Raw genomic sequence first — 24,230 nt, 5'->3', positions numbered from 1 at the left:
GCTCTTGCTGGGCATGATGGCCCACACGGCATTCGCCCGTGCCGAAGGGGATAAGGGGGACGTCGCGGCAGGGGGGTCTCCGCAGGGGGCCGTCCTGCCGGGCGTTATCGCTTCGCGCGACGATCCCGACGAGATCGTCGTCACCGCCAACCGCCGCGGCGAGGCGAAGGTCGCGGCCGAAACCGAGTTCGGCGAGGAAGAGATCGCCAGCCGCGGTGCCGACAGCATCCAGGACCTGCTAACGCGCCTTGCGCCCTTTATCGACGGCGGAGGCGAAGAACCGGTCATCCTGATCAACGGCAAGCCCGCGGGCTTCGATCGCTCGATCCTCTCCTATCCCGCCGAAGCGCTCGACCGGCTCGCGGTGCTGAAACCGGACGCGGGGACGCTTTATGGCGAAACGGCGGGCCGGCGCGTCGTCAATCTGGTGCTCAAGAAGAATTTCGCGATGCTCAATGCCGATGCGGCCGCCGATTACGCGACCGCCGGCGGCCAATATGGCGGGACGCTGTCGGTCAGGCGAACGGCGATCAGCGGCGACACGCGCTGGAACGCCCAGGCGCGGGTCGGTGCGGACAGCGCGTTTCGCAAGACCGCGCGCGATCTCCCGCGGCAGGGCGGGGTGTTCGACAGCGTCGGCTTCGTTTCCGCGCCCGGCGGCGGAGAAATCGATCCCGCGCTCAGCCTTGCCGCGGGACGGCGGGTGACGGCGGCCGCCATCCCGCCGGGGGCGCTGACGGGGACCCCCGGCCTCGACGATTTTGCCGCGACCGCCGGCGACCTCCATCCGGTCGATCCGAACCGCTTCGAAACGCTGCAATCGTCGCGGCGCAACGCCACGTTCGGCCTCGGCGTCGTGCGCCCGCTCGGCGATTTTTCCGTCGCGCTGAACCTCGATGCGAGCCGGAGCAGCAGCGACGGGTTGCGCGGCCTGCCGATGGCGTCGGTCGTCCTCCCCGCGGGCCATCCCTGGTCGCCCTTTGCGGACGATGTCGCGCTGACGCGGCCCTTTGCGGGCGCGCGCGCGCTTCGCGCCGACAATGAGGCCACCTCGCTCGGCGCCTCGCTGACGCTGACCGGCAATATTCGCGGCTGGCAGACGAGTCTGGCGGCGCGCTATGCGCACAGCCAGACGGACAATTTCCTTGAAAGCGGCATCGACGTCGCGCGCGTCCAGCAATTGATCGATAGCCGCGATCCCGCCTTCAATCCCTACGGTCTGTGGGACGAAGGCTTGATGATCGCGACGCGCAGCCGGACGAAAGGCGAAAATCTCAGCGCCAGGTTCAACGCACGAAAGACGGTCATCGATCTACCGGCGGGGCCGCTCACCTGGAACCTCACCGCCAACACCGGCCGCAATCGCACGCAAAGGCGGGAAAGCGATGCCGCGGGGAATTTGATCGCGTCGAACAGCGTGACGCGCAGCCAGTCGAGCGGACTGATGTCGCTCAGCGTCCCGATCTCGCGCGATGACGCGACGGAACCGGGCTGGCTGGGCGACCTGACCGTTGACCTGTCCGCCAGCGCGCAGGCGATGACCAACAGCCGGGTGCAAAAGGGGTTCGGCGGCAATGTCAGCTGGTCGCCATGGCCCGCCCTCCAGCTTCAGGGAGGAATCGAATATGCCGATGCCGCACCCTCGTTCGACCAGCTCGATGCGCCGATCGTCACCACCATCAATCGCATCTTCGACTATGCGCGTCAGGAGATCGCCGAACCCGCCTGGATCACGGGCGGAAATCCCGATCTGAAGCGCGGCCGCCGGCAAAGCCTGACATTGACGGCGACGGTGCGGCCGCTGGGTAACCAGATACTGACCGTCAACCTCGGTTATCGCCAGTCGGTCGCCAAAGGCGGCCTGGCGGTCTTCCCCGAACTGACCCCCGCAATCGAGGCTGCGTTTCCCGAGCGGGTCACGCGCGATGCGGCAGGGCGGCTGGTCGCGGTCGATGCGCGTGCGATCAATCTGGCGCGCGACACCAATGCCGATCTGTCCACCAGCGTCGCGCTCCGGATGGCGCTTGGGGCGGGGGAAAGGCGAGGCGAAACGGCCGGTGACCCGCTGCAGCTCAACCTGTCGCTCAATCACGGCATGCGGCTGAAAAGTGAGCTGCTGACCCGCCCCGGCGTCCCGGTGATCGACCAGCTTCGCGCCGGCGGGCAATCGCGCCACAGCCTGTCGTTTCAGGTGTCGATCGGCAGGCGCGGGATCGGCGGCAATCTGAGCGGCAGCTGGAGCAGCCCGGGACGATTGCGGGGAGGCGATGGAGTCTTTGTCTTCAAGCCGCCGCTGAAGCTCAATCTTTCGGCCTTCATCGAACCCGACCGCACATTCGCGATCACGGGCAAGAAGGGTTTGATGAGCGGCCTCAAACTGTCCGTCGATATCAACGACCTCCTCAACGGGTATCGCCGGGTGACGCGCGAAGACGGCACCGTGCCCGCGGGATATAGCCGCAACGAAATCGAGCCCCTCGGCCGGGTGGTGCGATTGACGGTGCGAAAGAAGTTTTGATGGCGCGCAGGGGCACGCGCCTGACCGACAGTGCCCCCTACGGGAGGGGAGCGGATTTGATGTGCTCACCATGGTCCGCGATAATCGATCTCTGATGATCGACGGCACTATCGTTCGCGCCCGCGATCGACGCCGACAGCGTCGAGCTTGCGTTCGAGCGGCTCGCTCTTCTGTTCTCGAAGGCGGCTCCACGCCGCAGCGAGAGGATATTCTCGCTTACGTGCGGATGGCAGTTGACCTCATTCCCCAGTTCACGCGCAATGGGAGCGGACGAACAGTGTCCGGGATCGCGATGCAGGAAATTTAATTGTGATCTGGTCGGTTCACGCCAATTTATCCATGCTGCCTAGCAGTTGCCTTTAACTCCGTCAGCACAGTCTGAAGCGGATTCAACGTCTTTTCCAGCACCTTCAACTGTGTTGCAAGCAGACAAAATCAATATCGATCCGCTAATTGCGAAAATTTTCAGAAGCTTTTTCATTTTCTCTCTCCGGCGGTGAGGGCGGGCCACCCTCCATTTGAGTTTCAATATTTTGACAACGGCTGTTCGCAACGATCGTTCCGTTGCATCAGCGTCACGCTAGCCGAAGCGTTCAAAATGATCGCTCGGCTGGGGAGAATGGAAAGGTGCATCGCTTCTGATCTGGCAGCGAGTGGATCAGTTCGATCGATATCGAAAATGTCGCCGTTGCTTGCCCGGGCGTCGAAATCGCGGCTCCCCGACCAGATCATTTTCGCCGACCTCCCGCTCACGGCGGCAGGAGAACCGACAAGAAGGCACTCCGTGCTTCCTGCAAAGGCCAGCTGATGGCGTAACATCGATGGATTTGAGAAAATCATAGCTGGCTTGATTTTATTGGTGACCCCTACGGGCACCCGGCTCCTGTAGCAAGGTATTGATTATAGCTTGGTATTTCTACCGAGCTGGAATGATGTACCATCAGAAATGCCATTCGTCCACCGGGATGGTTCGGGCTTAAATGACATAGGGCGTGAGTTAGAAAGGCGTCAGCTTTGCGCCTGAGGTCGGCCGTTCAGCACGGCGATCGCTGTTATTGAAAGCCGACGTTCGATTACGTCGGGTCTCGGGTTACACTGGCGGAACTGGGAATGAAGTTTCAGGGCGGTAGATCGGCGGAAAAGGCACTTCTTGCCGACAAATAGTAAGCGGTGCCTGAGCCACTTGAGACGGCGGGCCGAAACGAGCAGATGCTGCCGGTTATGCCGATCGTAGCGAAGCGAGTAATCTTGGCCGCGATCCCGAAATTGACCGACAGTCGCTAAAGGATCTTGCCAAATGCGTTGAGGATCTATTCAAGGGTCGCCGGGCATCGGACCGGGAGACGGTATGGCGAAAAAAGCAAAGGCTGTAAGAGCAATCGACCTCTACTCGGGCGTCGGCGGCTGGTCCCTCGGTCTACGACTGGCCGGCGTCGAAGTCGTCGCTTCCTATGAGCTGTGGGGGCCCGCGAACGAGACCAATTTCAAGAACAATTCCCATCAAGCCCAGACCGTTGATATCCGCCGATTGGCGGTCGAAGACCTTCCGAGCGACATCGACATCGTCGTCGGCAGCCCTCCCTGTACGCAATTCTCTTACAGCAATCGGGGCGGTGGCGGCGATCTCGCGGATGGGTTAAAGGACATCATCCGCTTCCTGACGATCGTCGATCATCTGAAGCCGCGGATGTGGGCGATGGAGAACGTCCCTCGGGTCGCTAAGATTATCCAGAAGGAACTTGAGCCAGGCGGCGTCTTGGCCGATTTCGCACATCTCGGTTGCGCCACGCACGTCGTGGACATGGCCGAATATGGTATTCCGCAGCGCCGGCACCGGTGTATCGCGGGAAACTTCGACGTCGAATTGCTGAAATCGTTCAAGCCCACAGCGCATGCTCCGACACTTGGCGCGGTGGTCACCGCGCTAGCCGAAAGTCCTGTCGTCGATCCGCTCTACGGCCTATCGATTCCGCGGTCGGACTTGATCGATCACGTCGAAGAGGATTTGCTGAGCGCGGAAGAGGTCCGGATCAACCGGGCGAACAAAATGACGCATACTGTCTACAATTCAATGCCGTTCCCTGATCCTATGGATCGCACCGTTCGGACGATCACTGCCACATGCACGCGGGTATCACGCGAGAGTATCGTCATCGCCGTCCCAGGGCGAAGCGAAGCCTACAGGCGGCTCACGCTGCGCGAGCGAGCGTGCTTGCAGGGATTCCCGGTCACCTTCCAATTCTATGGCGCCAACTATGGCCAAAAGTTGCGGATGATCGGCAATGCGGTCCCTCCTGCCTTCTCATATCTGATGGGCTATGTGCTCCAAGGGCGACAAGTCAAAGATGCACCTTCGCTTTGTCGTGCGGCCAGAAATCTCAAGCGCCCGAAGCCGATCCCGCGTGAGACGCCGCCGGATCGAGCTGGCGCACGCTATCCCGCGAACAGGACATTCAAATTCGCCGTGCCCAGTCTGCAGCTGAAGAGCGGTGTCCGGTTCGAACTCGCCAATGACTGCACCAGCGACATCGTCACATGGAAGATGGCTTTCTATTTCGGAACCTCCAAGGCGATTCATTCCATCCCGTTGAGCGAGGAGACAGCGGGCTATCTCGACCTAGCTGCCTCGCCGGCGATGAAATCGGCCGTCGCCCCCTGTCTCGAGCGGATCAGGCGGTTCGTCGAGAATGCCGACATCGCTAACATGCAGGCCGTCTGGACGCACCGGAGACCGGGAGGGACGCGCGCGTTCATGCTGCTAGATAAGCTGGACGAGATCGGTTCCGCGACGGCGCATGCGATCGCGCCCCATTCCGGGGAGGCATGGCGGTTGATCGAGGCAATCATCCAACATCATCATGGCGCATCGGCGGCGGCGTTGCCGGGCCTAGCCAAGCTCGCCAGGAATTCAGCGAGGATATTGGCGGGCCTACTTATCGGCTCGACGGTCAATCCGTTGCTTTTCGCCCGCACGCATAGCGGGCACGCCCGGAAACGCCGGACCTCGCTATGAACGAGCTTTCTACACTCTCCATCCCCATATCGAGTAGACGGTTGATCGTCTTACGCCTCGACAGCGCAGCGCGGTTACCCTTTGGGAATGCGGGCTGAATGACAAAGCTGATCTGATCGACGAGTTGGTCGATTTCCTTGGTCCAATGAGAGAAAACGTCTGATAGGTATCCATTGCTCCCGCACACGTCGTCGGGAGGGGGTGCGGATGATGATTTGGCTTGAAGACCCGAACGACGAGACAGCTCGCTACCTTGCGGCCGAGCGCTTCGTGGCGTGGCTCGAACGGCGCGTGAAGATCGAAGCGCGTGGCGACGAAGAGGAAGTATCGCAAGTCGATCCTTCCGGCCGGTTCTGGCTCGGTCGCCTGGGGCCAAAGGATTTCGTCACTCGGCCGGACGAACGTCAGGACCGATTGGAGCCCTGTGCCATCGGTCTCCGGATCAGGCCCGCGACAGCGTTCCCACTCTCCTTCCAGGTGCGGATCCGCTGTCGTCTGTGGAAGCGGCGGCGGTCAGACGATGGGGCAGGCCTTCGCTGGGCTTGGGACAAGGTGGAGGCCGTGGGCGTCAGCCTGCCTATCGTAGTCGAGGACCGGCAAGGCGATCAGATTTTCGGTGCTGACGTGATCACCGACGCGCTTTCCACGATCGGGACATCGGGCCTCAGCGGGGATGTGCGCGTCCGCATAACCGGGCGCACACCTTCATCCCGGGCACTCGAGGTCACGTTCGTGAACACGAGCCAGGAGGTCGCCGATTACGCGGAGGGCCGCTTCTTCGAGGCCAAGCTCGAGGTGGTGGGACTTCAACGCCTGCCCTTCGAACTGGAGAGCCTGCCGGACTCATTCCGCTACGATCGGATGGTCCAGGCGTATGGGATCAATTGCGGCTTCACGATCGAGAACGACGGCACGATCCGGACCAGCGACGGCCCTGCGCACACCCGGGAGCGTCCGACGTTCTGGCCGTCACCCGAGCAGAAGCCTGATCTGACCTTCGCTGGTTTGGCGGAAGACCCGGTCAAGAGCTCCCGGGCCCTGCTTCGATCCTTCGAGACCTGGTCCTCTGAAGTCTGGTCTGACGAGGCGCTCGCCCAACGTGCGCGCTCCGAAAGCTGGTCCGAGGGCATGCGTCAGGAGGCCAGCGAGGCCCAAGAGGATTTCCAGTCGGAACTGGATCGTATCAGATCAGGAGTCCATTCGCTGGAGACCGACGAGATTCTGCGGTCGTCATTCCAGCTCATGAATCGGGCGATGCGCATATCGGCTGCGGGAAAATATGATGAGTGGCGGCCCTTCCAGATCGCGTTCCTGCTCGCGAACCTTCAATGCCTGGTCAATCCGCGCCCAGAGGCCGAGATCGTGGACATCGTCTGGTTCGCGACAGGTGGCGGGAAGACCGAGACCTATCTCGGACTCCTTCTGACCGCCGCGTTCTTGGACAGGAAACGTGGCAAAATCTCTGGCATCACCGCTTGGTCGCGGTTTCCGTTGCGGTTGTTGTCCCTTCAGCAGACCCAACGTTTCGCCAACGCGCTCGCAGCCGCCGAGATTGTTCGCCGCGATATCGGTCTCAAGGGCGATCCCTTCTCGCTCGGATTTCTCGTCGGTGGGGCCGCGACGCCCAACCGGATTCTGAAGGAAGCTTCGCCTCGCGGTATCGACGCTGATACGGTCGAGGAGAAACAGGACCCATACCTGCTGCTCGATCGCTGTCCGTTCTGCCGCCAGCGGACGGTGGGCACTGAGTTTGACCGCCTGTTGTGGCGCCTCGATCACATCTGCTCGAACGCTTCGTGTCCGACGGCGGGACAGCCGTTGCCGATCCATGTGATCGATGACGAGATTTGGCGTTTCCTTCCGACGATCGTCATCGGGACCTTGGACAAGGCTGCCAACATCTCCCGCCAGACCGGGATGCGAGGATTGGTCGCCAGCCCTCACGGGCGGTGCAGGATCGAGGGCCACGGTTATACCTACGCGACACGGAGCACCTTCCCGAACGGCTGCTTCGTCCCTGATTGTCCGGGCGGAGCGCCTGGTCCGCTCCCAATGGCGGCCACCCTCTATCCGGTGAGTTTCCGCCTCCAGGACGAATTGCATTTGTTGCGTGACAGCCTCGGGGCGGTCGACGCGCATTACGAATGCGCGCTCGACGGCATCCAGGAGCAGCTCACCGGGCACAAACCGAAGATACTCGCTTCGTCTGCCACGCTCTCCGGTTACACCAAACAGGTGGACGTGCTCTATCGACGCAAGGCGAGGGTGTTCCCGCAGCCGCCGCCGATTGACGGGCAAGGATTTTGGGCCGCAGACTCCGGCCAGGTAATGCGGCGCTACGTCGCCTTCGCGCCCCGTCGCTTGACGGTGGAATTCGTGGTGGATCGTCTGATCGTCACGCTCCAGCGCTCCATCCGTCGGCTTTTCACTGATCCTGAGCAGCTGTGCGAAGAGCTTTCGATCAATGTCGGCTTTGCGCCATTCCTCGTCGATCTCTACGGCACCAACGTCATCTACGGGAATACACTGCAAGATATCGATGCCGTTCTCCGGTCATCCGAGACACAATACGCCGAACTCGAGCCGCCGCCGAACGTAGCGACGTTGACCGGAAGGGTCGGTTTCGACGAGGTCAAACGGACACTTGATCGCCTGGAGACCGCCGAACCGCGCTACGAAGATCGGCTGCATCTGATCGCAGCGTCATCGATGATGTCGCATGGCGTCGATATCGATCGCCTCAATGTGATGATCATGCTGGCCTTCCCGCTCGGCGTAGCGGAATTCATCCAAGCTACTGCCCGTGTGGGTCGTAAATGGCCGGCGCTCGTTGTGGTCGTTCCGAAGATGACGCGGGAGCGCGATGCGAGCGTCTATCGGGCTTTTCCAGAATTCGTGTCGCATGGTGATCGTTTCGTCGAGCCGATCCCGATCACTCGTAAGAGCCGGAGGGTGCTGGAAAGGACAGTCTCCGGTCTCGAGATGGCGCGGATCAATCTTATCCACGAACCCGCCTCCAAGGCCCGCATCACTATGATCAGGGATCTGAACCGGTATTCCCAGGCCAACCCCGACATGCTCGCCGACGACGAGCGGTCGATCGCCGAGGACATCGGGATCGATGAACATGACGAGTTCATGCGCGCGCAATTACATGACTGGTTTGATGGCTTCGCGCGCAATCTGCGCGAACCCCCAGCTGATGCCCGGTTTCCTTCGGACGCGTCACCGACCGGTTCACCGATGACCTCGCTGCGCGACGTGGAGGAACAGGCACCCTTGAAAGGGAACAGCACCCTATGAAGGAGTATAGGAGCGGATCGCAGATACTGTTCGGTCACCTTCCCGAGCAGACGGTCGACGCCGGCGGCGGCGTATGGAAAGTCAAGCGATGGAACGATCCGAAGACGGTGAATGCAATCGACACGGGCGCGCTTCGCGAGGAGCTGATCCGCGCAGCCTATCCATGGAAGGAAGCGAGCCCAAGTCAGGATGGTGGCTTCGTCGATGATCTGTTGGCTCATCGGCCCGTCCGCGTACACGCGCTGAACCGCGAAGAAGGCGTTTACTGCGAACCTTTTCCCCGGCTCTTCATGTGCCAGCGCTGTAAACGCCTGCACGATGACGCGATGGGCAGATGCAAGTGCGGCGCGACCGCGCGCCGTGGTCAGTTGCCTTTTGTGGGTTACCACGAGGCCTGCGGAGCGATCAAAACGCCGTACGTCGCCAAGTGTCCGCAGCACAAGCAACGGGCGGTCCGTTTCCCTGGCACAGCATCAGCCGCCGAACTTGTGTTCTATTGTCCGGAATGCCCGCCAGGGACATTCATCAACCGAGGGTTTGGAGCATCTTGCGACTGTGCGCTCGGCGGGGCTCTATCGTTCACGGTCCATCGTTCCGGCAACGTGTTCAAGCCGCGCGGGATCAGCATGATCAATCCTCCTCGCCGGGAAATCCTCATCCGCATCGAGCAAGCAGGCGGGGGAGAGCGCGCGCTTGAATGGATGCTTGAAGGCATGGTTGGAAGGAGGCTGACGGAGTCGGCTGCCGCACAGAACCCTGCTTCGATCCGAAAGCTGCTTGAGGATCGCGGGTTCGACGACGCGACGATATCCGCGATGATATCCGCGATGCCCGACACATCCGAGTCCGGGAAGAGCACGCTGGCACTCGACCCCGAGTTGCGCGCAGATGCAGAACGCCAAGCTAAACAGGTAGCGCTGGCTACGTTCGAGAGTCGGATCACGATCGCAGACCTTCTCGCACGGTCGACCTCCGAGATGCTCCGCGACCAATACCGGGCTGAATATCCACGCGCCTTACGACGCGCTGGGATCGAGCGGATCGAACTGATCGACAAGTTTCCGGTACTCACCGCTCAGTTCGGTTACACCCGTGGCAAACCGAACCCTGGCGACAGCAGGCTGCGCACCTATAGGGAGAAGACAGGTGAGTACATCGTCTATGGGGATTTAGCGCAGACGGAAGCGCTGTTGGTAAAACTAGACCCGGTCATGGTCCTGAGTTGGTTGCTCCGAAAGGGTTTCGCGCTACCAAACGCCTCCGGAAACCGGGAAGCGGCGGAGACGATCCTGGCGGCCATGGGCCCTGCAGACAGGCCTAACGACCTAACGGAAGCTGTGATCGAACTCGTGCATTCAATCTCGCATGCGTTCATCAAGAGAGCGGCGGTCTACGCCGGGATCGAGCGGAGCGCCCTCTCAGAAGTCGTATTACCGACGGCGTTTTCGTTCTTCGTCTATGCCGCCGCACGTGGCGACTTCGTGCTCGGGGGACTCCAAGCGCTTTTCGAGTCCGATCTTCATCTCCTGCTGGACGGGATGGTCGATGATGAACATCGATGCGCCCTCGACCCAGGTTGTGAGGACACCGGCGGGGCCTGTGCTGTCTGCCTGCATCTCGGCGAACCGTCCTGCCGCATGTTCAATACCCGGCTCTCCCGCAAGGCTCTAGCCGGCGGCCTCGGTTATTTCGACGTCACGACGTCTGCCAGCTGAGCTCGGACATGTCCGCTGTGTCGCCGACGACGACAAGTACACTACGGGCGCGGCTTATCCCGACATATGCGGAGACGTGTCCGTCCGCCGCGAACGGGCCATCCAGCGCGAGGATGATCGCCTGGGACTCAAGGCCTTTGAACCGGGCAATGGTCTCCACCGGTAGTCCGCGGCTCCCCCAGAGTCCGAAAGAGAATGGCCCAATCGAGCGCTCCCGTAGCCTCTCAGCCATCCGGGAAGAGCCGCATAGGACGACCAAATTAGTCGGGCCGAACCCTTCGTCCAGAAGGTCTTCGACCGCGCTGACGATATCCCGCTCCTTGGCCGGGCCTTCGGATGTCCGCCAGATTGGATCGGGGCCCGGGATACCACGCCCCTGTGCGTCACCACCTACGATCGCGGCGACACGCTTCGCGATCGGCAGGGTGTTACGCATGTTCCGTGTGAGTTCCCAGACAAACGGATATGCCGCGTCAAGATCCCAACCGCGCCTCCACAGGTCCTGGCGAGGGTCTGCGAACACGAAGAACGGCGCTGCCTCAACGCCCCGGGTCACGCAACGGAGCGCGTCGAGCCAAATCGGAGAGAAGTCCTGACCCTCATCGACCACGATCGCATCGTAGATCGTCTCATTGCTAGAGCACGCGTCGATCAGGACTGACGGTGCCTCATCTTCCCACCACGCCTGATCGCGCTTGTTTGAGACAGGGATGCCGGCCCGATGAGCTTCCCGGAGGCATATCGAATGGAACGTGCCAGCGGTGAGATCCGGTCCATTTCCGACGCGTTCGGCTAGCTCGGCCCCGAGCAACTCGTTGAAGCAGACGAGCAGCGTCCTGAACCCGTCTTTAGCCAGCTGTTGCGCGCGCGCTATTGCGAGAACGGTCTTTCCTGTCCCGGCTCCTCCGAGGATTAATCCACCGCGATGGGCCCGCAACCGGGAAAACGCTTCGATCTGCTCCGCTGTGAAAACGATCAGGTTAGCCTCAGCGTCACCACTTGCGCTGGCCAAAGTAGGTGACGCGGACACGGTTGGCGCAAGCAAGGAAATCACCTTCTCTACGTCTTTCGGAGGAAGGTTCGCTTCGAGCGACCAGTGAGCCAAGCAGCGCGCTATGGCGCCGCCGATGTCCAAAAGGTCCGTCTTGGAGATGGTGATCTGTGAGGGTGCAACCGGGCCGACCGATGGAACAGCGTCCATGTGTGGGAAGACCACCGCATGGCCGACGCGCACGCGTGCACCCAGACCATGGTCGCGGAGCCATCCGACCAGCGCATGCTTCGAAGCTGTCGCCTGTTCATAAGGATTCTTGATGTCATGGCGTTTCCCGAAGCGATCTGTGGTGATCCAACGGCCGCGATCGACGTCGATGCCACCTCCCTTCACTTCAAGAACGATCACGCCTTTGCGGGGGTGGAGGACGATGAAATCCGCCTCGCCGTCGCCTTGGCGGCCGCCGCGCTTCGATTGCCAGCTGACGTGATGCAATACGACCCACCCGTCGGGGAGCCGGCGCAAAGCCTCCGCGACCCTGCGTTCGGAATCCTCGATGGGTTGGTCAGAGCCGAGGCCGATATACCGCGCCATTCAGCTGTCCAAGAACCCGCGGAGGCGCGTGCTCCGAACGAAATGGCGTAGTTTGCCAAGCGCTTTCGCTTCGATCTGACGAATCCGTTCCCGTGTGACGCTATACTCTTGTCCGACGCTCTCAAGGGTATGGTCTCGGTCCAAGCCTATGCCGAAGCGCATCCGCAACACCCGCTCCTCGCGGGGGGTCAGCGTCGTCAGGATGTCACTGAAGCGTTCTTGCAGTTCCCGATAGGAGACAATGTCGAAAGCCGATTCTGCGGGGTCGGCCGCGAGAGCGAGCAGGGTTGTGTCTTCGCCGATCGGTGCGTCCCCTTCGATGCAGTCCGTCGCCTGCACTCGCCAAAGCAGCTTCATCAAGCGTTCGGAGTCTATCCCTAGCGCTGTCGCAAGCTCATCTGATGTCGGAGATTTTCCGTTGGCCAGAGTCAATCTGGCCTCGGCGCGCCTGATCCAGGTCATCTTCTCCTGAAGATGAACGGGAAGCCGCACCAATCGGTCACCATCCGCTATCGCCCGGCGGATTCGCTGCTCGATCCACCACGTCGCATAAGTCTTGAAACGGAACCCGCGTTCTGGATCATACAAGTCTGTTGCTCGCATCAGACCGATGACGCCCTCTTGGACGAGATCCTCGAGCGAAAGGTGCTTCTTGCGGCCCCGACGGCGCGCGAGCATTTCGACATACCGAAGGTTCCCAGCGACGAACGTTGCTCTCGCCTTATCAGCATCCGCGCGCACGCGCGTAACATAGGCCGCGTCAAGGCCGGCCGTATCTTCTGGCAGTTGAAGCGACAGTTGTATCCGACGACCGAGCTCCCGCTCTTCGACCTCATTCAGATAGCGATACTTTCGCCGGCCTTTTTCGGGACCTTCGCTTCCCTGATCTAATGCTTCCTCTTCCTCTTCGACGATGGGATGGCCAGCCGAGGCCAAAAGGGTCTCGATCTCGACACACTCGGCGATCGACAGCTTCCGGCGTAGGTAGGTGCGGTTCACATCGCTACGCGCAAGCGATCCTCCCCCTCTCTGCGCGTCGGCAGAAAGGGCCTTGAACGCCTTCGCGACGAAATCCGGTCGAACGATCTTCGCGAAGTCGTCCGAATCTACCTCATCTCCTTCGGAGAGAAGCTCGATCAGGTCGTCGTCGTCTTCTTCCGCGACGCGGTCGACGTCTAAGCCGTCTCCTGCGCCCAATTCCGCATTTTCCACGTGCCCCCCTTTGGCCCGGCGAGCAGGCCGCGCGACACAATCGCCTACCGCGTAGGCGGCGACAGCATCACAGAGGGGAGACGGTATCACAACAAAAGATAAAGGTCCGGTCGGATTAACGCCCCAAAGGAATCTGAACAAAGGTCGGATTTCACTGGTACTACCCAAAAGCTGCCAGTCCGACATCGGCCAAGGCTGGGGTGCACTAGGACTGCAAAAACCCACTGGCTGGCATCCGAAATTCTGTACCAGTTCCTGATTGCTCCGTTTCGGAAGCGTTTTTTTGAGGGCTGAAAGGCGCTGCGCGCGACATCGCCTTTATCAATCGCCAGTCTGACCCTATATGTCGATCGCCGCGCAGCGAAGATTGTGGGCACATAAGGGGGAGGGGCATGACCGACAACAGTGAGGGCGCGCGGCCCAGGATTTCATTTCTTGCCGATCAACCGGCCGAGGCGGACGCCTTCGGATCGCATTCGCGTGTCGCTGGCGCTGTTTCGCGCGTGATCCGCGAGGCCGACAACATCAATGTGGTTGGCCTGCTTGGAGGATGGGGTACGGGGAAGAGTACCGTCGTCCACGCCATTCGGGAAGAGCTCGAGCCGTCGGCCGGCGAAGGCCCCATCCATGTCTTTACCTATGATGCCTGGCTTCACCAGAACGATCCGCCGCGCCGTGCCTTCCTCGAAGAGCTGATTGCCGATCTCGAGACAATCCCCGGAGTGATCGATCGCGACCATTGGAATGTCCGGTTGGCGGAGCTCGCCGGGCGTTCGGAGGAGACGGTGACCGACACGACGCGGCACCTCTCTCCGACCGGGAAATGGCTGTTTTCGTCGCTCGCCTTGGTGCCCGTCGGCCTTGCGCTGCTCGATTTCGACCTCGTGGACAAGGTCTTTGGCACAAAACCCGAAGCCATGGCTTGGAAGGTGCTGCTGCTCGCAATATTGTGCGTCGCGGCTCCCATGTTCGTGGCGATTGCCTTCTATATCTGCTGGCGCCCCTGGCGCTATAGCTTGAAGGTCCGCGACGGGCGCCGGTTCCTCCGGCACAAGCTTTTCTGGACCCGCCATCGAAGCCCGCATCGGAAAGAATCGATACTATCGCTCTTTACCAATCATTCGGTGGAAAATGCCGTTAATGTGACCAAGATCAGCCCGGACCCGACCGCGATCGAGTTCCGCGAGGCATTCAACGAATTGCTGGCAGCCTGCAAGTCGGCGGAACGTCGCCTCGTCGTCGTGGTCGACAATCTCGATCGTCTCGGCGAGGATGATGCGATTTTGCTCTGGGGGACCATCCGAAGCCTCTTCCTCGGCAACAATGCGGCATTCAAGGCCGACGGGCTGCGCGCGCCGACGGTCGTCGTTCCGATCGACAGTGCTGCGATCGAGCGCATGATCGCCAAGTCGCACGAGAAAGAGGCCGGCGAGCTTGCGGATGCGTTTATCGACAAGACGTTCGATATCACCTTCCAGGTGAGCGAGCCGGTTCGGTCGGACTGGCGCGAGTTTCTGGCCGCAAGGATGCGCGAGGCGCTCGATACGCTCGCCAGCGATCCGAATATCTACTGGACCACCAAGATCCTCGAGCGGGCGAATGCAGCTAAGCCAGACGGAGATGACGTCGCCGCGCGTGGATGGGCATGGCGCCGTATGACGCCGCGCAAGCTCGTGAAATATGTGAATATGGTCGCCGCGATCGCGGTACAGTGGCCGGGCGGCGAAATTCATCTTCTGTCGATGAGCCTGTTCGCGGCGCATCGCGACGACATTGCGCACGATCCAGTCGCCTTCATCAAGCTGGAGTTTCCCGATCTTGATGCGCACGGTGTCGACTGGCAACGCCAATTGCTCGCGATCCACTATGGCGTCGAGCCAGGCAAGGCGTTTCAGGCGGCGCTCGGCGAACCGCTGGTGGCCGCAATCCATGCGCTCGACCAGGAAGAATTCGACAGGCTCGTGACGAGCCCCGGCGCCCCCGCTGTCGCCGAGGAACTCATGCTCGCTCCGCCGCGCGATGTCGGCGGCGAGGCGCTCGACGGTGCCTATATTGCCAATGCGGCGCTGCTTTTGTCGCGCAGCCCGGTCGCTGACCAATATTGGGCGGCGGATACGCTCGGGCAGTTGCAAATGATGTGGCCGGAGGCGCGGCCTGTTGCACAGTGGCGCTCGGATTTTCCGGATGTCTTTGCGGCTCTCACACCGCAGGCGGCAAGCGGCAACGCTTTTCTGGCCAGCGCTGCGGCGCAGCTCTACGATGCGATAGGCGCGAGCCCGGTCCATTCCGAACGCGCGCGCGAATTCTCGGAAGCCATGCAGGCGCTGGCCAGGGCGGCGGAGGCACAAGGCCGCCCGATGCCCGAGGTGGCACTGCCCACCGAGGGCAATGAGTTCTTCCAGTTGATCATGGCCCTCCCGGCCGCGCTACGGCCGCATATCCGAAGCGATTTCGGTGCGGCGTCCATCGCGGAATGGATCACCAAAGCGCTGCAATCCGAACATCTGGCCGACGATGTCCCTCTTGTCGTAAAGGCGCTCTCTGCGCCCGAGACGATCCGGATGAACGCCAATGGCAAGATCGACTGGGACGGCGTCGCGGACTTCGCCTGCGGGATCGTCGAGCAAAACTCGCTCGAGCATTTTTCCTCTATGGCGGCCATTGAAATCCTAGGCTCGCTCTTTGCCGTGGCGCCGGGAGGGGCCGGCTTCATCCAGCGCGCTTTCGATGGCGGAAACCTAGCGCGCCTGCTGGCCGAAGCGAAGGCGCAAGCGGCTGTCCCGGCTATGGGCCAGCTCCTAGCGCTCATGTTGCTGCGCGAGCAGGACTTCGGTGCCCCCGACGGCGAAGCCTGGGACGATATTATCGCGCGTCATCCGGGCCTTCCCCAAGAACTCGGCGAGCCGCTTGCACGCTATCTTCCCGCGTCACCGCTCGGATGGCTGCTCGATGCTCGCGAAAGCTTTCCCTCGCTCGAGAGACTGGTCGATGCCGCCGTGCGCTTCGATATCGAACAGAGAGCTAGCCAGGGTTTCGATACCGACTGGCTTCTGCTCCGCGCCGACGCGCTGGAGGCGCTGGTCGGTACGGAGATGCTCGCCCGCAGCATTGGCGATGCCGCAGGACGACCGGGATTCTGGCAGGAATTTGGCAAGCTCGATCTCGGCTCCACCTATCTGCTTGTGGTGTCGATCCTGGCGCGCTCCGATGCGGTCGACCGTGTCCGGCTGAAGGCGGCGTTGGAAGCGCAGCTGATGGCTGTCGATGCGCATGGTTGGACAGCCGCAGTGCGCGATCGGGGGCCCGCCGCTCGCCTCGCCGTCCTCTTCCGATCGAGCTTCGGCGAAGCGATCGAGATCGGCGAGCCGCTGCACGAAGCTCTGGCCGAGCCGGTCGTCGCGCTCGCAGGGATCGACGCCGAATGGTTTGCGCTCGGTGAATTCCTGACCCCGGCGCAGCGCAGCATGTTGCTCCGCCGCCTTCGCGATCGGTTGCTTTCGGTCGATGAAGCCGATGGGTTGCTCGGCATTCTCAGTGCGGGTGGTCAGGCCATGCTCGACCTTGGAGCATTTGGCGAGGAAGCGGACCGGCTTGTGCGATATGTCGTCATGCGCCTTCTTCCATCAGCCGAGGGTCGGGCTTGGCTTGTCACACGTTCGGCCTTCCTCGCCCCGGTCATCGCGAAGGCGCCGGCGCCGACACGCGCGGCTCTGGCTGAGCAGCTCGACGCCGACGCAAAGGTCGACGGCATGTCGAAGGAGATCGATGCACTGCGAACGCAGCTCGGCGTTGCCAAAACGCCGCGGCCGCGCGGTTGATTGGAACATACACCTCGAAATGCACGAAATCATATGGTTCGATTTGGGGTGATGCCGCGAACCTGCCCGCGTCTCCAAGGAGCAAAAGGCCGATCTTGCTGTTCGACGTCGTGAAGCCGTCAGTCCACAACCGGCCAATCGAGGCGCATTGGCGGATCGACCCTTGAGGAGCGGCGGCGTGTCTGGATTTTTGGACTCTACTTTCATATTCTTCACGCATGGCAGCGCAGCACCAACATTACGTGCCGAAGTTAATACTCAGAGGCTTCCTGAGCCGCGATCCGAAAGAGGCGGCAAATGAGCGCGTCCGCGTCCTCGATCTCATAGAGAACAAAGACTTTGCCACTTCCGTTGACAACATCATGGGCGAACGTCGCTTCAACGACTTTTGGCTCGACGAAGAATATCTAGGCACGGTTGAACCGGCTGCCTGCCGAATCGAAAGTCATGTCGCACCACTGGTGGAGCGTATTAGAAAAGAAAAACGTCTACTGCGAACGCCCGAAGAGCTATCCGATCTTTGCCTGCTGATGGCGTTTCAATTCATTCGAACTAAGAAAATGCGGCAATTGCCGGAACGGCTAAATCAGCAGATTATCGGCCATGTCGCGCGGATGGGTCTAGATCCCCGAAAGGTTCAGGGAATCGAAGAGTGGGACGAAGAAAAGCTGAAGCTGGCACACGTGCGGCATCAGGTGCGCAATCTCGACGAGTATGCAAAGCACTTCGCCGACAAGGAGTTCTTCCTGATGGTCGCGCCCGAAGGATCAACCTTCTATCTCGGCGATCACCCCGTTGTTCTCCATAGCGATGAAGAGCGGCACTTCATGCGGGGCCTGGGCATCGGCGTGCCCTACATTCAGATTTACCTACCGCTTTCCTCCGAGGTGATGCTTTGCGCTTACTGCCCGGCGGTCCTCGGGCAGCTCATGAAATGCCGCGACGAAGAAATCGCCAAGGGCCAGGGCATGGCGCTCGATGCACTGATGAAGGGAAAGATCACACCTGCGCAGATGAAGGAGTTTGTCGAAGGGGCCAAAGCACACGACGTGGTGAGTCCTCTGATCGACGCAATCCGTGCTGGAGAGCCCGTAAATATTGGGCCCGAACAGGTGCGATGCTACAATTCCCTCCAAGCATTCCAGGCGCATCGCTTTGTTGTCGATCCGGACGGAGCTTTCCTAGTGGCTCGGGAGATGATCGCAGATCGCGAGGCTGCGGACGCGAAGGACGATGATCGCGCAGCATGATCACACTGCTCGCTGACTCGAACGCGCTGCGTCACCCCGGCCTCGAACAGTTCCTCCGGGCATCTCGTAGCCACAGTATTTGCTTGTCGGATTGGACACTGACTGAGATGCGAAAGAAAGACGCCCTCGGCACGTCACGGGACTCGCTCCGACTGGTTTTTCTGTATCCCGAGCAGTGCTTCATGCTGAAACGGACCGATCTGCTGCTAGATTATCAGGTCCATGGCGCCGATGATACGGGCGCCCTGATCGACTACGAAGAGACCATTGTGCTTCGTCGTCTCGCTCAATCGCTTCGGCAAGTGCCTCAACCGGTCGGTCTGGCGGCCATCATGCAACGGTTAGAGAATGATGCTGTTCAGGTGGTTGCGAGGCTTCATGCCGAGGTGGAAGATTGGGAAGAGCAGATGCTAGAGGCGGTGTCGGTCTTTGATCGCGCTGAGGTTTCACTACTGCGAGGGCGGAAGAACGCGACAATTCCGGGCTCTACTATGGAAAAGGTATTCGGCCTTTTGCTGCACACCACCCGCGACTTCATGATCCGTAATCAGCAAAAAGGTGGCTCGGAGCCGATGAGGGTCATCCATGCGATGGGCATGTTCAGCTTCCGCTACTCACTCTGCGTGCTGCTTTACACGTTGGGATGGGTGCGCACTGGTAGCCAGCGAGACCGGCCGGTGAAAAAACGGGTCAATGACGTGATCGACTTGCAGGTGGCGACCGTTGGGACCTTTTTCAACGGAGTACTTAGCAGCGACAAGAATTTGCAGGAAGTTTCTCGCGCCGCGAGGCATCTGCTCCGACTTTGGGGCGCCTACGTCGGTGAGGATTGGATCCCCACAGGGCGACCAGACGAGCAAGGCTCCACCCGCGTAATGCATCAGTGAGGCGCGCGGGTGCCAACGGCCGCTTTACTGAACAGGATGTCCAATAACGGTCAGTCTGCAAACGGCCACTTGCGACTAGCTTATGAGCCGCGCGATCACCGTTCGCAGGACGGCTGGTTCCAGCCTTCGTTTCGTGACGGCGGCGTTCCAGGCCAGCGAGGAGAGAATCACAAGGACCTCGTCAACATCGAGCGGGAGATTATTCTGTTTCGGCAGCGTGCCGACGGCCTCCAGCGCGCCACGGACATAGGCGCGGCGCTCGCGCAGCCCCTGCTGCAACCGCTCGTAGACGTCTGGCTTGGCGTTATATTCTCCGATCAGGAAGCCGATCGCCGGCGCAATGCGCGGATCCGAGTATGAGCGTTCGAGCGCGCGTGCGAACTCCAGCAGATATTCGACCGGATCGTCCGAGTGCGGCGGCGTGTGGAACTCAAAGGCCGAATTGATCGCTGCGGCCAGCGCTTCTGCCGGACTGGGATAACGCCGGTAGAAGGTCGCGCGGCTGATGCCCGCGCGTTCGCAGATCTCGTTGACGGTGACCCCCGAAAAGCCCTTCTCGGAAACGACGTCGAGCGTTTCCTTCTCGATGCGCCGGTCGACGTCGGCCGATCGCGGACGACCCATCTGGGGTTTCTCGAGATTTTCGGTGGGCTGGCTTTTGGCGGCTGCGGAACGTGGCATGGGGCCTTGTGGCGCAAGCCGGCGCGCAAGGGAAGGGTCAGTCGAGCGCGGCATAAACCTGCCGCTTGAGCCATTCCTGGAAACCATAGGCCGTCGCCGGCAAAAGCTGGGTCATGAAGAGAATAGTAAGGTCCCGGGTCCGGTCGACCCACCAGATCGTCGTCGCGGCGCCGCTCCAATAGAAATCCCCCGTCGCCGGGACGCTGGCACGCTCCGCATCGAGCGTCGTCGCAAAACCCAGGCCGAAGCCGGTTGCTTCGGGAAGAAGCCTCGGATCGCTGACAAGCGCGATGGTCTTGAGTTCGCAGTCGCCGGGAAGCTGGTTGGCGGTCATCGCTGCCAGCGTAGCGGCCTCGAGAAGGGGGGCTCCGCCTTTGCGCAGCAACTCCGCAAAACGGCAATAGTCATCCATGGTCGAAACGAGGCCGCCGCCGCCGGACTCGAACATTGGCGGCATGAGCAAGCTGCTGCTCGCCGGATCGTCTGCAAGCCGCATCGATTCGTCGGGCGCCGCAATATAGCAAGCGGCGAGGCGGTGCGCCTTGTCCTGCGGGACATGGAAACCCGTATCTTTCATCCCGACCGGTGAGAATATCGCCTCGGCCAGATGCTCGCCCAGAGGCTTTCCAGCTAGCGTCTCCACAATAGCGCCAACGATATCGGTGGCGACCGAGTACATCCAGCGCGTTCCCGGTTGGTAGCGAAGAGGGAGCGGCCCGATCGCCTGCGCATAGGCCTGAAGGCCGCGCGCCATCGCAGCATCTCCCACCGGGTACAGTAGGGCTACGGGATCTTCGACCTTTGCACCGCCGACGGCGGCGAGTCTCGTGCCATAGGTTAGGCCGGCGGTGTGCGTGAGCAGATGATGGAGCGTGACCGGCCGCGCTGCGGGTTCCGTCGCCAGTTCCGCGCCTTTGCCGCCGGTCCAGACGCGCTGATCGAGCCAGCCCGGCAGAAAATCGGAAACCGGCTGGTCGAAACGCGCGAGGCCACGTTCGATCTGCATCATGAGCGCCGTCGAGACGATCGGCTTGGTCATCGAATAAATACGCATGATCGCGTCCGGCTGCCACCGCCGGCCGCGCTCGATATCCATGCAGCCAACGCAGCTATCGTGAAGGACGTCTCCACTCTTCAGGATGCGGAGGTGACCGCCGGGAAAGCGGCCGGTCTCTACAAAATCGGCCTCGATCGCTTGTGCGACCGAGGCCAGTTTCAGAGAGGAGGTGCAGGTCAGAACCCGGCCCTCACAGTGACGCCATACGTGCGCGGAGATCCCAGGAAAGCGTTGATGCTGCCCGACTGGAACGGTGCGTCAAAGCTGTTTTGCATATAGAGCTTGTTGGTGAGATTGTTTGCCCAGAGCTCGACGCCCCAGCTCTTGTCCTCGTCGCCGATCCCGATACGGGCATTGATGACCGCATAGCTTTTCTGGACTTTCAGCGGGTTGAGATCGGTGCCTGCATTATAGGACGAGCTGTAACGGACATTGGCGTTGGATCTCAGCAACAGGCCGCCGCCAAGCGGCAGCTCGTATGTTGCCGACAAGGAACCCGACCATAGCGGTGCGAGGTTGAGGCGCTCGCCAGGCAGGCGCGCCGTCGACGGCGTGAGCGACAGTAGCGCGCGGTTCTTTTCCGAATAGCGCGTGTCGGCATAAGTGATGCCGCCCTGCAGCGTGAAGGCGCTGCTCGGTCGCCAGAGAATATCGGCGTCGACACCCTTGGAGGTGACTTCGGGAACCGGAAAGACCGAGAAGAAGAAACCGTTGAAGGCGTTGAGCTGATAGTCGGTATAATCCTGGTAGAAGGCAGCGGCGTTCAGATAGAGGCGGCGGTCGGCGAGCGTCGATTTGAAGCCGAGCTCGAAGCTGTCGACGAACTCGCCCGGGAAGCTCGTGTCGAGCACAGGCTGCAGCGAGGTCGGATTGCCGGCGGCATAAGGGAAGGCGACGCGGTCGAGGTTGAACCCGCCCGCCTTGTAGCCGCGCGAATAGCTCGCATAGGTCATGAGCTCGGGCGAGAAGCGATAGGCGAGCTTCGCGGTGCCGCTGAGCGCCTTTTCTGTGCGCTTCTGCGCGTTGGTCAGCCCGATAAAGTTGGAGTTGAAGAAGGGGTTGCAGAGCGCCCCGATAATCGCCGCCGAGCCCGTCGCTTGTCCGGCATTGCAGAGCGCGCCGCCGTCGGTCGAATCGAAGTCCGCGACGGCTTTCTTGCGGTCGATCGTGTAGCGGAGGCCGACTGTCAGTTCGAGCGCGTCGGTCAATTTGAGGCTGTTGTTCGTGAAGAGAGCGAAGGTGTCGCCCCTCTGCTTGTAGGCGTCGCGCGAGCCGGTGCCCGGTACCGCGAGATCGAGGATGGGCTTCAGAAAGGCCGGGTTGGCGCCGCCCGAAAAGAGCAGGCTGAGGAAGGGCTGGAAGTCGCTGCCGTAAAGCTGGGCGACGCGGCTATCGAGGATTTCGTGGGCATAGAAGGCGCCAACGGTATAATCGAGCATGCCGGACGACCCGCTCGCACGCAGTTCCTGGCTGAACTGGCGGAAGCGGTTCATCGTGCCGCCGTCGGCTTCGCGGTAGAGGATATCGGCGCCGCTATAGTCCGAATCCGATCCCGTCACCCAGCGCCAGTCGCGCCAGGCGGTGATCGAGGTCAGCTTCGTATCGCCGATGTCATAGTTCATCTCGAGGCTGAGGCCGCCGTCGCGGATCTTCTGCGTCGTGTCGCGGTTCGAGAAGGCGAGGCGCTGCTCCGGATCGGCCGGCGAAAGCACGCCGTTTCCGGCACCGGCGAGAGCGTCAACGATCGCCGTTGTCGGACCGTTGGCGAGCTGCACGGCGACGCAGCAATTTTCGTTCCGTCGTGTGATGTCGCCGATGAGGCGCGCGTCGAAGCCGGCGTCGTTGGTAAAGTAAAGCTGGCCGCGCAGCGACCAGAAATGGCGGTCCGAGTCGTTGTCGAGCGTGCGCGGCCCCTTGCCGGCGACTACGTCATAATAACCGTCGCGCTTGCGGTGGACACCGAACAGGCTGAAGGCGAGCCGGTCGGCGACGATCGGGCCGCCGACCGAGACCGAGCCGCCGAACTCGTCATAATTGCCGATGGTGAATTCGCCGCGGGCGAAGGGTTCGAAGCTCGGCTTCTTGGTGACGATGTTGATCACGCCCGCCGAGGTGTTCTTGCCGAACAGCGTTCCTTGCGGACCTTTCAAAACCTCGACCCGTTCGGCTTCGCCGAGATCGCCGAGCGCGACGCCGGTGCGCGGGCGGTAGACCCCGTCGATCACCACGCCCACCGAACTTTCGAGCCCGACGTTGCCGCCCGCGGTGCCCACGCCGCGGATGAGCGCCGTCGACTGGGTCTCGTTTGCCGTTGAGACCACCATGAGGCCAGGAGTGAGGACGGTGAGATCCTTGATGTCCTTGACCCCGGCATCCTGGAGGAGCTGTGCGCCGGCGACGGTCACGACGATCGGCACGTCCTGCAGCGATTGCTCGCGTTTCTGTGCGGTGACGATGATCTCGCTGGCGAAGCCGTCGGCCGCTGCGTCGTTGGCGCCCGCGTCCTGCGCCATGGCGATGCCGGGCAGCATCGAGCTCCCGAGCAACAAACCGAATATCCGAATCCTGCGATGCGCCGTCATGGTCCACTCCCTCTAGCTTGCCGGCGATTTGCGCGCTGGGGAAACTCTCCCCTTGACCGCTTCCGCCGATCCATGCCTATATACGATACAAGACGTATCGTAATGTCAAGATGGTTTCGACGGGAGAGGGTTCATGGGATCAGGACGCGCGGCGCCAGCGCAAAACCGAAGATGCGCCGCCAGCGGCAGGCGGACGGAGCGCCAATATGCCGCCAGCGAATTGATATTCGCGAATCATGTCGGTGCCGACCCAGTCGGGAATGAAGGCGGCCTCGACATGATGGATGACGCGGCGCGATTCACTGTCGACAGTGAATTTCCCTGCATAGCCTATATACCCTGCTGCGGTTTCGGCGAGCAGATCCGATGGAAGTCTGTCGAGCGCCGGTCGCGGACTGCCGAGGGGGCGGCGGTCATGGCGCATCAGATGCGCCGACATCCATCCCGCATCGGTGTAGGTGCCGATGCCGTAGGGCGAAGCGCCGAGTGGCTCGATGCGCGTCCCGTCTTCCAGCAGCGTCACATAATCGATCAGCTGCCAGCTTCCGATAAAATCATCTCTCAACATACGATACTCCGTGTTTCGTATTGCAATATAGCGGGAGC

At 61.4% G+C, this 24,230-nt stretch carries 14 protein-coding genes; 7 read left to right on the top strand and 7 right to left on the bottom strand.

The window, feature by feature from the left end; all coding sequences use genetic code 11:
* Window positions 1-16: 16 nt before the first annotated feature.
* Complete coding sequence (locus tag ASD73_RS14165) at window positions 17-2,518, top strand: hypothetical protein (RefSeq protein WP_235534426.1); 2,502 nt, start codon at window positions 17-19, stop codon at window positions 2,516-2,518.
* 525 nt (window positions 2,519-3,043) lie between these two features.
* On the opposite strand, the gene ASD73_RS22955 is transcribed toward ASD73_RS14165, so the two are convergent.
* Window positions 3,044-3,337 (bottom strand): hypothetical protein, encoded by a 294-nt coding sequence (locus ASD73_RS22955; RefSeq protein ID WP_156407326.1) that lies wholly within the window; start codon window positions 3,335-3,337, stop codon window positions 3,044-3,046.
* 529 nt (window positions 3,338-3,866) lie between these two features.
* On the opposite strand from ASD73_RS22955, the gene ASD73_RS14160 reads away from it, so the two are divergent.
* The 3 genes from ASD73_RS14160 (at window position 3,867) to ASD73_RS14150 (ending at window position 10,549) form a co-directional block, all read left to right on the top strand.
* Window positions 3,867-5,531, top strand: coding sequence for a DNA cytosine methyltransferase (locus ASD73_RS14160; protein ID WP_056373033.1), 1,665 nt, complete (start codon window positions 3,867-3,869; stop codon window positions 5,529-5,531).
* 207 nt (window positions 5,532-5,738) lie between these two features.
* Entirely contained in the window at window positions 5,739-8,834 is a 3,096-nt protein-coding gene (locus tag ASD73_RS14155; protein WP_056373032.1) for a helicase C-terminal domain-containing protein, read from the top strand.
* The gene (locus tag ASD73_RS14150) at window positions 8,831-10,549 is read left to right on the top strand and encodes a hypothetical protein (protein ID WP_200934944.1); all 1,719 of its coding nucleotides are present in this window, start codon (window positions 8,831-8,833) and stop codon (window positions 10,547-10,549) included. Before ASD73_RS14155 ends, ASD73_RS14150 begins: the two co-directional genes overlap by 4 nt.
* On the opposite strand, the gene ASD73_RS14145 is transcribed toward ASD73_RS14150, so the two are convergent.
* Together ASD73_RS14145 and ASD73_RS14140 are read right to left on the bottom strand one after the other, a co-directional pair.
* Window positions 10,530-12,137, bottom strand: coding sequence for an NERD domain-containing protein (locus tag ASD73_RS14145; protein ID WP_056373031.1), 1,608 nt, complete (start codon window positions 12,135-12,137; stop codon window positions 10,530-10,532). The genes ASD73_RS14150 and ASD73_RS14145 overlap by 20 nt on opposite strands.
* Window positions 12,138-13,349, bottom strand: a complete 1,212-nt coding sequence (locus ASD73_RS14140; protein ID WP_162248163.1) for a sigma-70 family RNA polymerase sigma factor — start codon at window positions 13,347-13,349, stop codon at window positions 12,138-12,140.
* 392 nt (window positions 13,350-13,741) lie between these two features.
* Here ASD73_RS14140 and ASD73_RS14135 point away from each other — a divergent pair, with 392 nt between their 5' ends.
* The 3 genes from ASD73_RS14135 (at window position 13,742) to ASD73_RS14125 (ending at window position 19,304) form a co-directional block, all read left to right on the top strand.
* Window positions 13,742-17,167, top strand: a complete 3,426-nt coding sequence (locus ASD73_RS14135; RefSeq protein ID WP_056373029.1) for a P-loop NTPase fold protein — start codon at window positions 13,742-13,744, stop codon at window positions 17,165-17,167.
* Window positions 17,168-17,385: 218 nt separating this feature from the next.
* The gene (locus ASD73_RS14130) at window positions 17,386-18,417 is read left to right on the top strand and encodes a DUF4238 domain-containing protein (protein ID WP_056373028.1); all 1,032 of its coding nucleotides are present in this window, start codon (window positions 17,386-17,388) and stop codon (window positions 18,415-18,417) included.
* Complete coding sequence (locus ASD73_RS14125) at window positions 18,414-19,304, top strand: hypothetical protein (RefSeq protein ID WP_056373027.1); 891 nt, start codon at window positions 18,414-18,416, stop codon at window positions 19,302-19,304. The genes ASD73_RS14130 and ASD73_RS14125 overlap by 4 nt, the downstream gene beginning before the upstream one ends.
* Window positions 19,305-19,379: 75 nt before the next feature.
* Here ASD73_RS14125 and ASD73_RS14120 read toward each other — a convergent pair whose 3' ends face one another.
* From ASD73_RS14120 to ASD73_RS14105, 4 genes are all read right to left on the bottom strand, one after another.
* Window positions 19,380-19,985 carry a TetR/AcrR family transcriptional regulator gene (locus ASD73_RS14120; protein ID WP_162256174.1) on the bottom strand — a complete coding sequence of 202 codons (606 nt, stop codon included), beginning with the start codon at window positions 19,983-19,985 and terminating at the stop codon, window positions 19,380-19,382.
* A gap of 37 nt (window positions 19,986-20,022) precedes the next feature.
* A complete protein-coding gene (locus tag ASD73_RS14115; RefSeq protein WP_268800901.1) occupies window positions 20,023-21,177 on the bottom strand; it encodes a serine hydrolase domain-containing protein in 1,155 nt (384 codons plus the stop codon).
* A 41-nt stretch (window positions 21,178-21,218) separates the two neighbouring features.
* Window positions 21,219-23,624 carry a TonB-dependent receptor gene (locus tag ASD73_RS14110; protein ID WP_056376088.1) on the bottom strand — a complete coding sequence of 802 codons (2,406 nt, stop codon included), beginning with the start codon at window positions 23,622-23,624 and terminating at the stop codon, window positions 21,219-21,221.
* A gap of 139 nt (window positions 23,625-23,763) precedes the next feature.
* Complete coding sequence (locus ASD73_RS14105) at window positions 23,764-24,192, bottom strand: lipocalin-like domain-containing protein (protein WP_056373023.1); 429 nt, start codon at window positions 24,190-24,192, stop codon at window positions 23,764-23,766.
* Between the last annotated feature and the right edge of the window lie 38 nt (window positions 24,193-24,230).

It is taken from the genome of Sphingopyxis sp. Root154 (assembly GCF_001427105.1).
In the GTDB taxonomy this organism is placed as follows: domain Bacteria; phylum Pseudomonadota; class Alphaproteobacteria; order Sphingomonadales; family Sphingomonadaceae; genus Sphingopyxis.
This window is presented reverse-complemented; position numbering and strand designations above follow the sequence as displayed.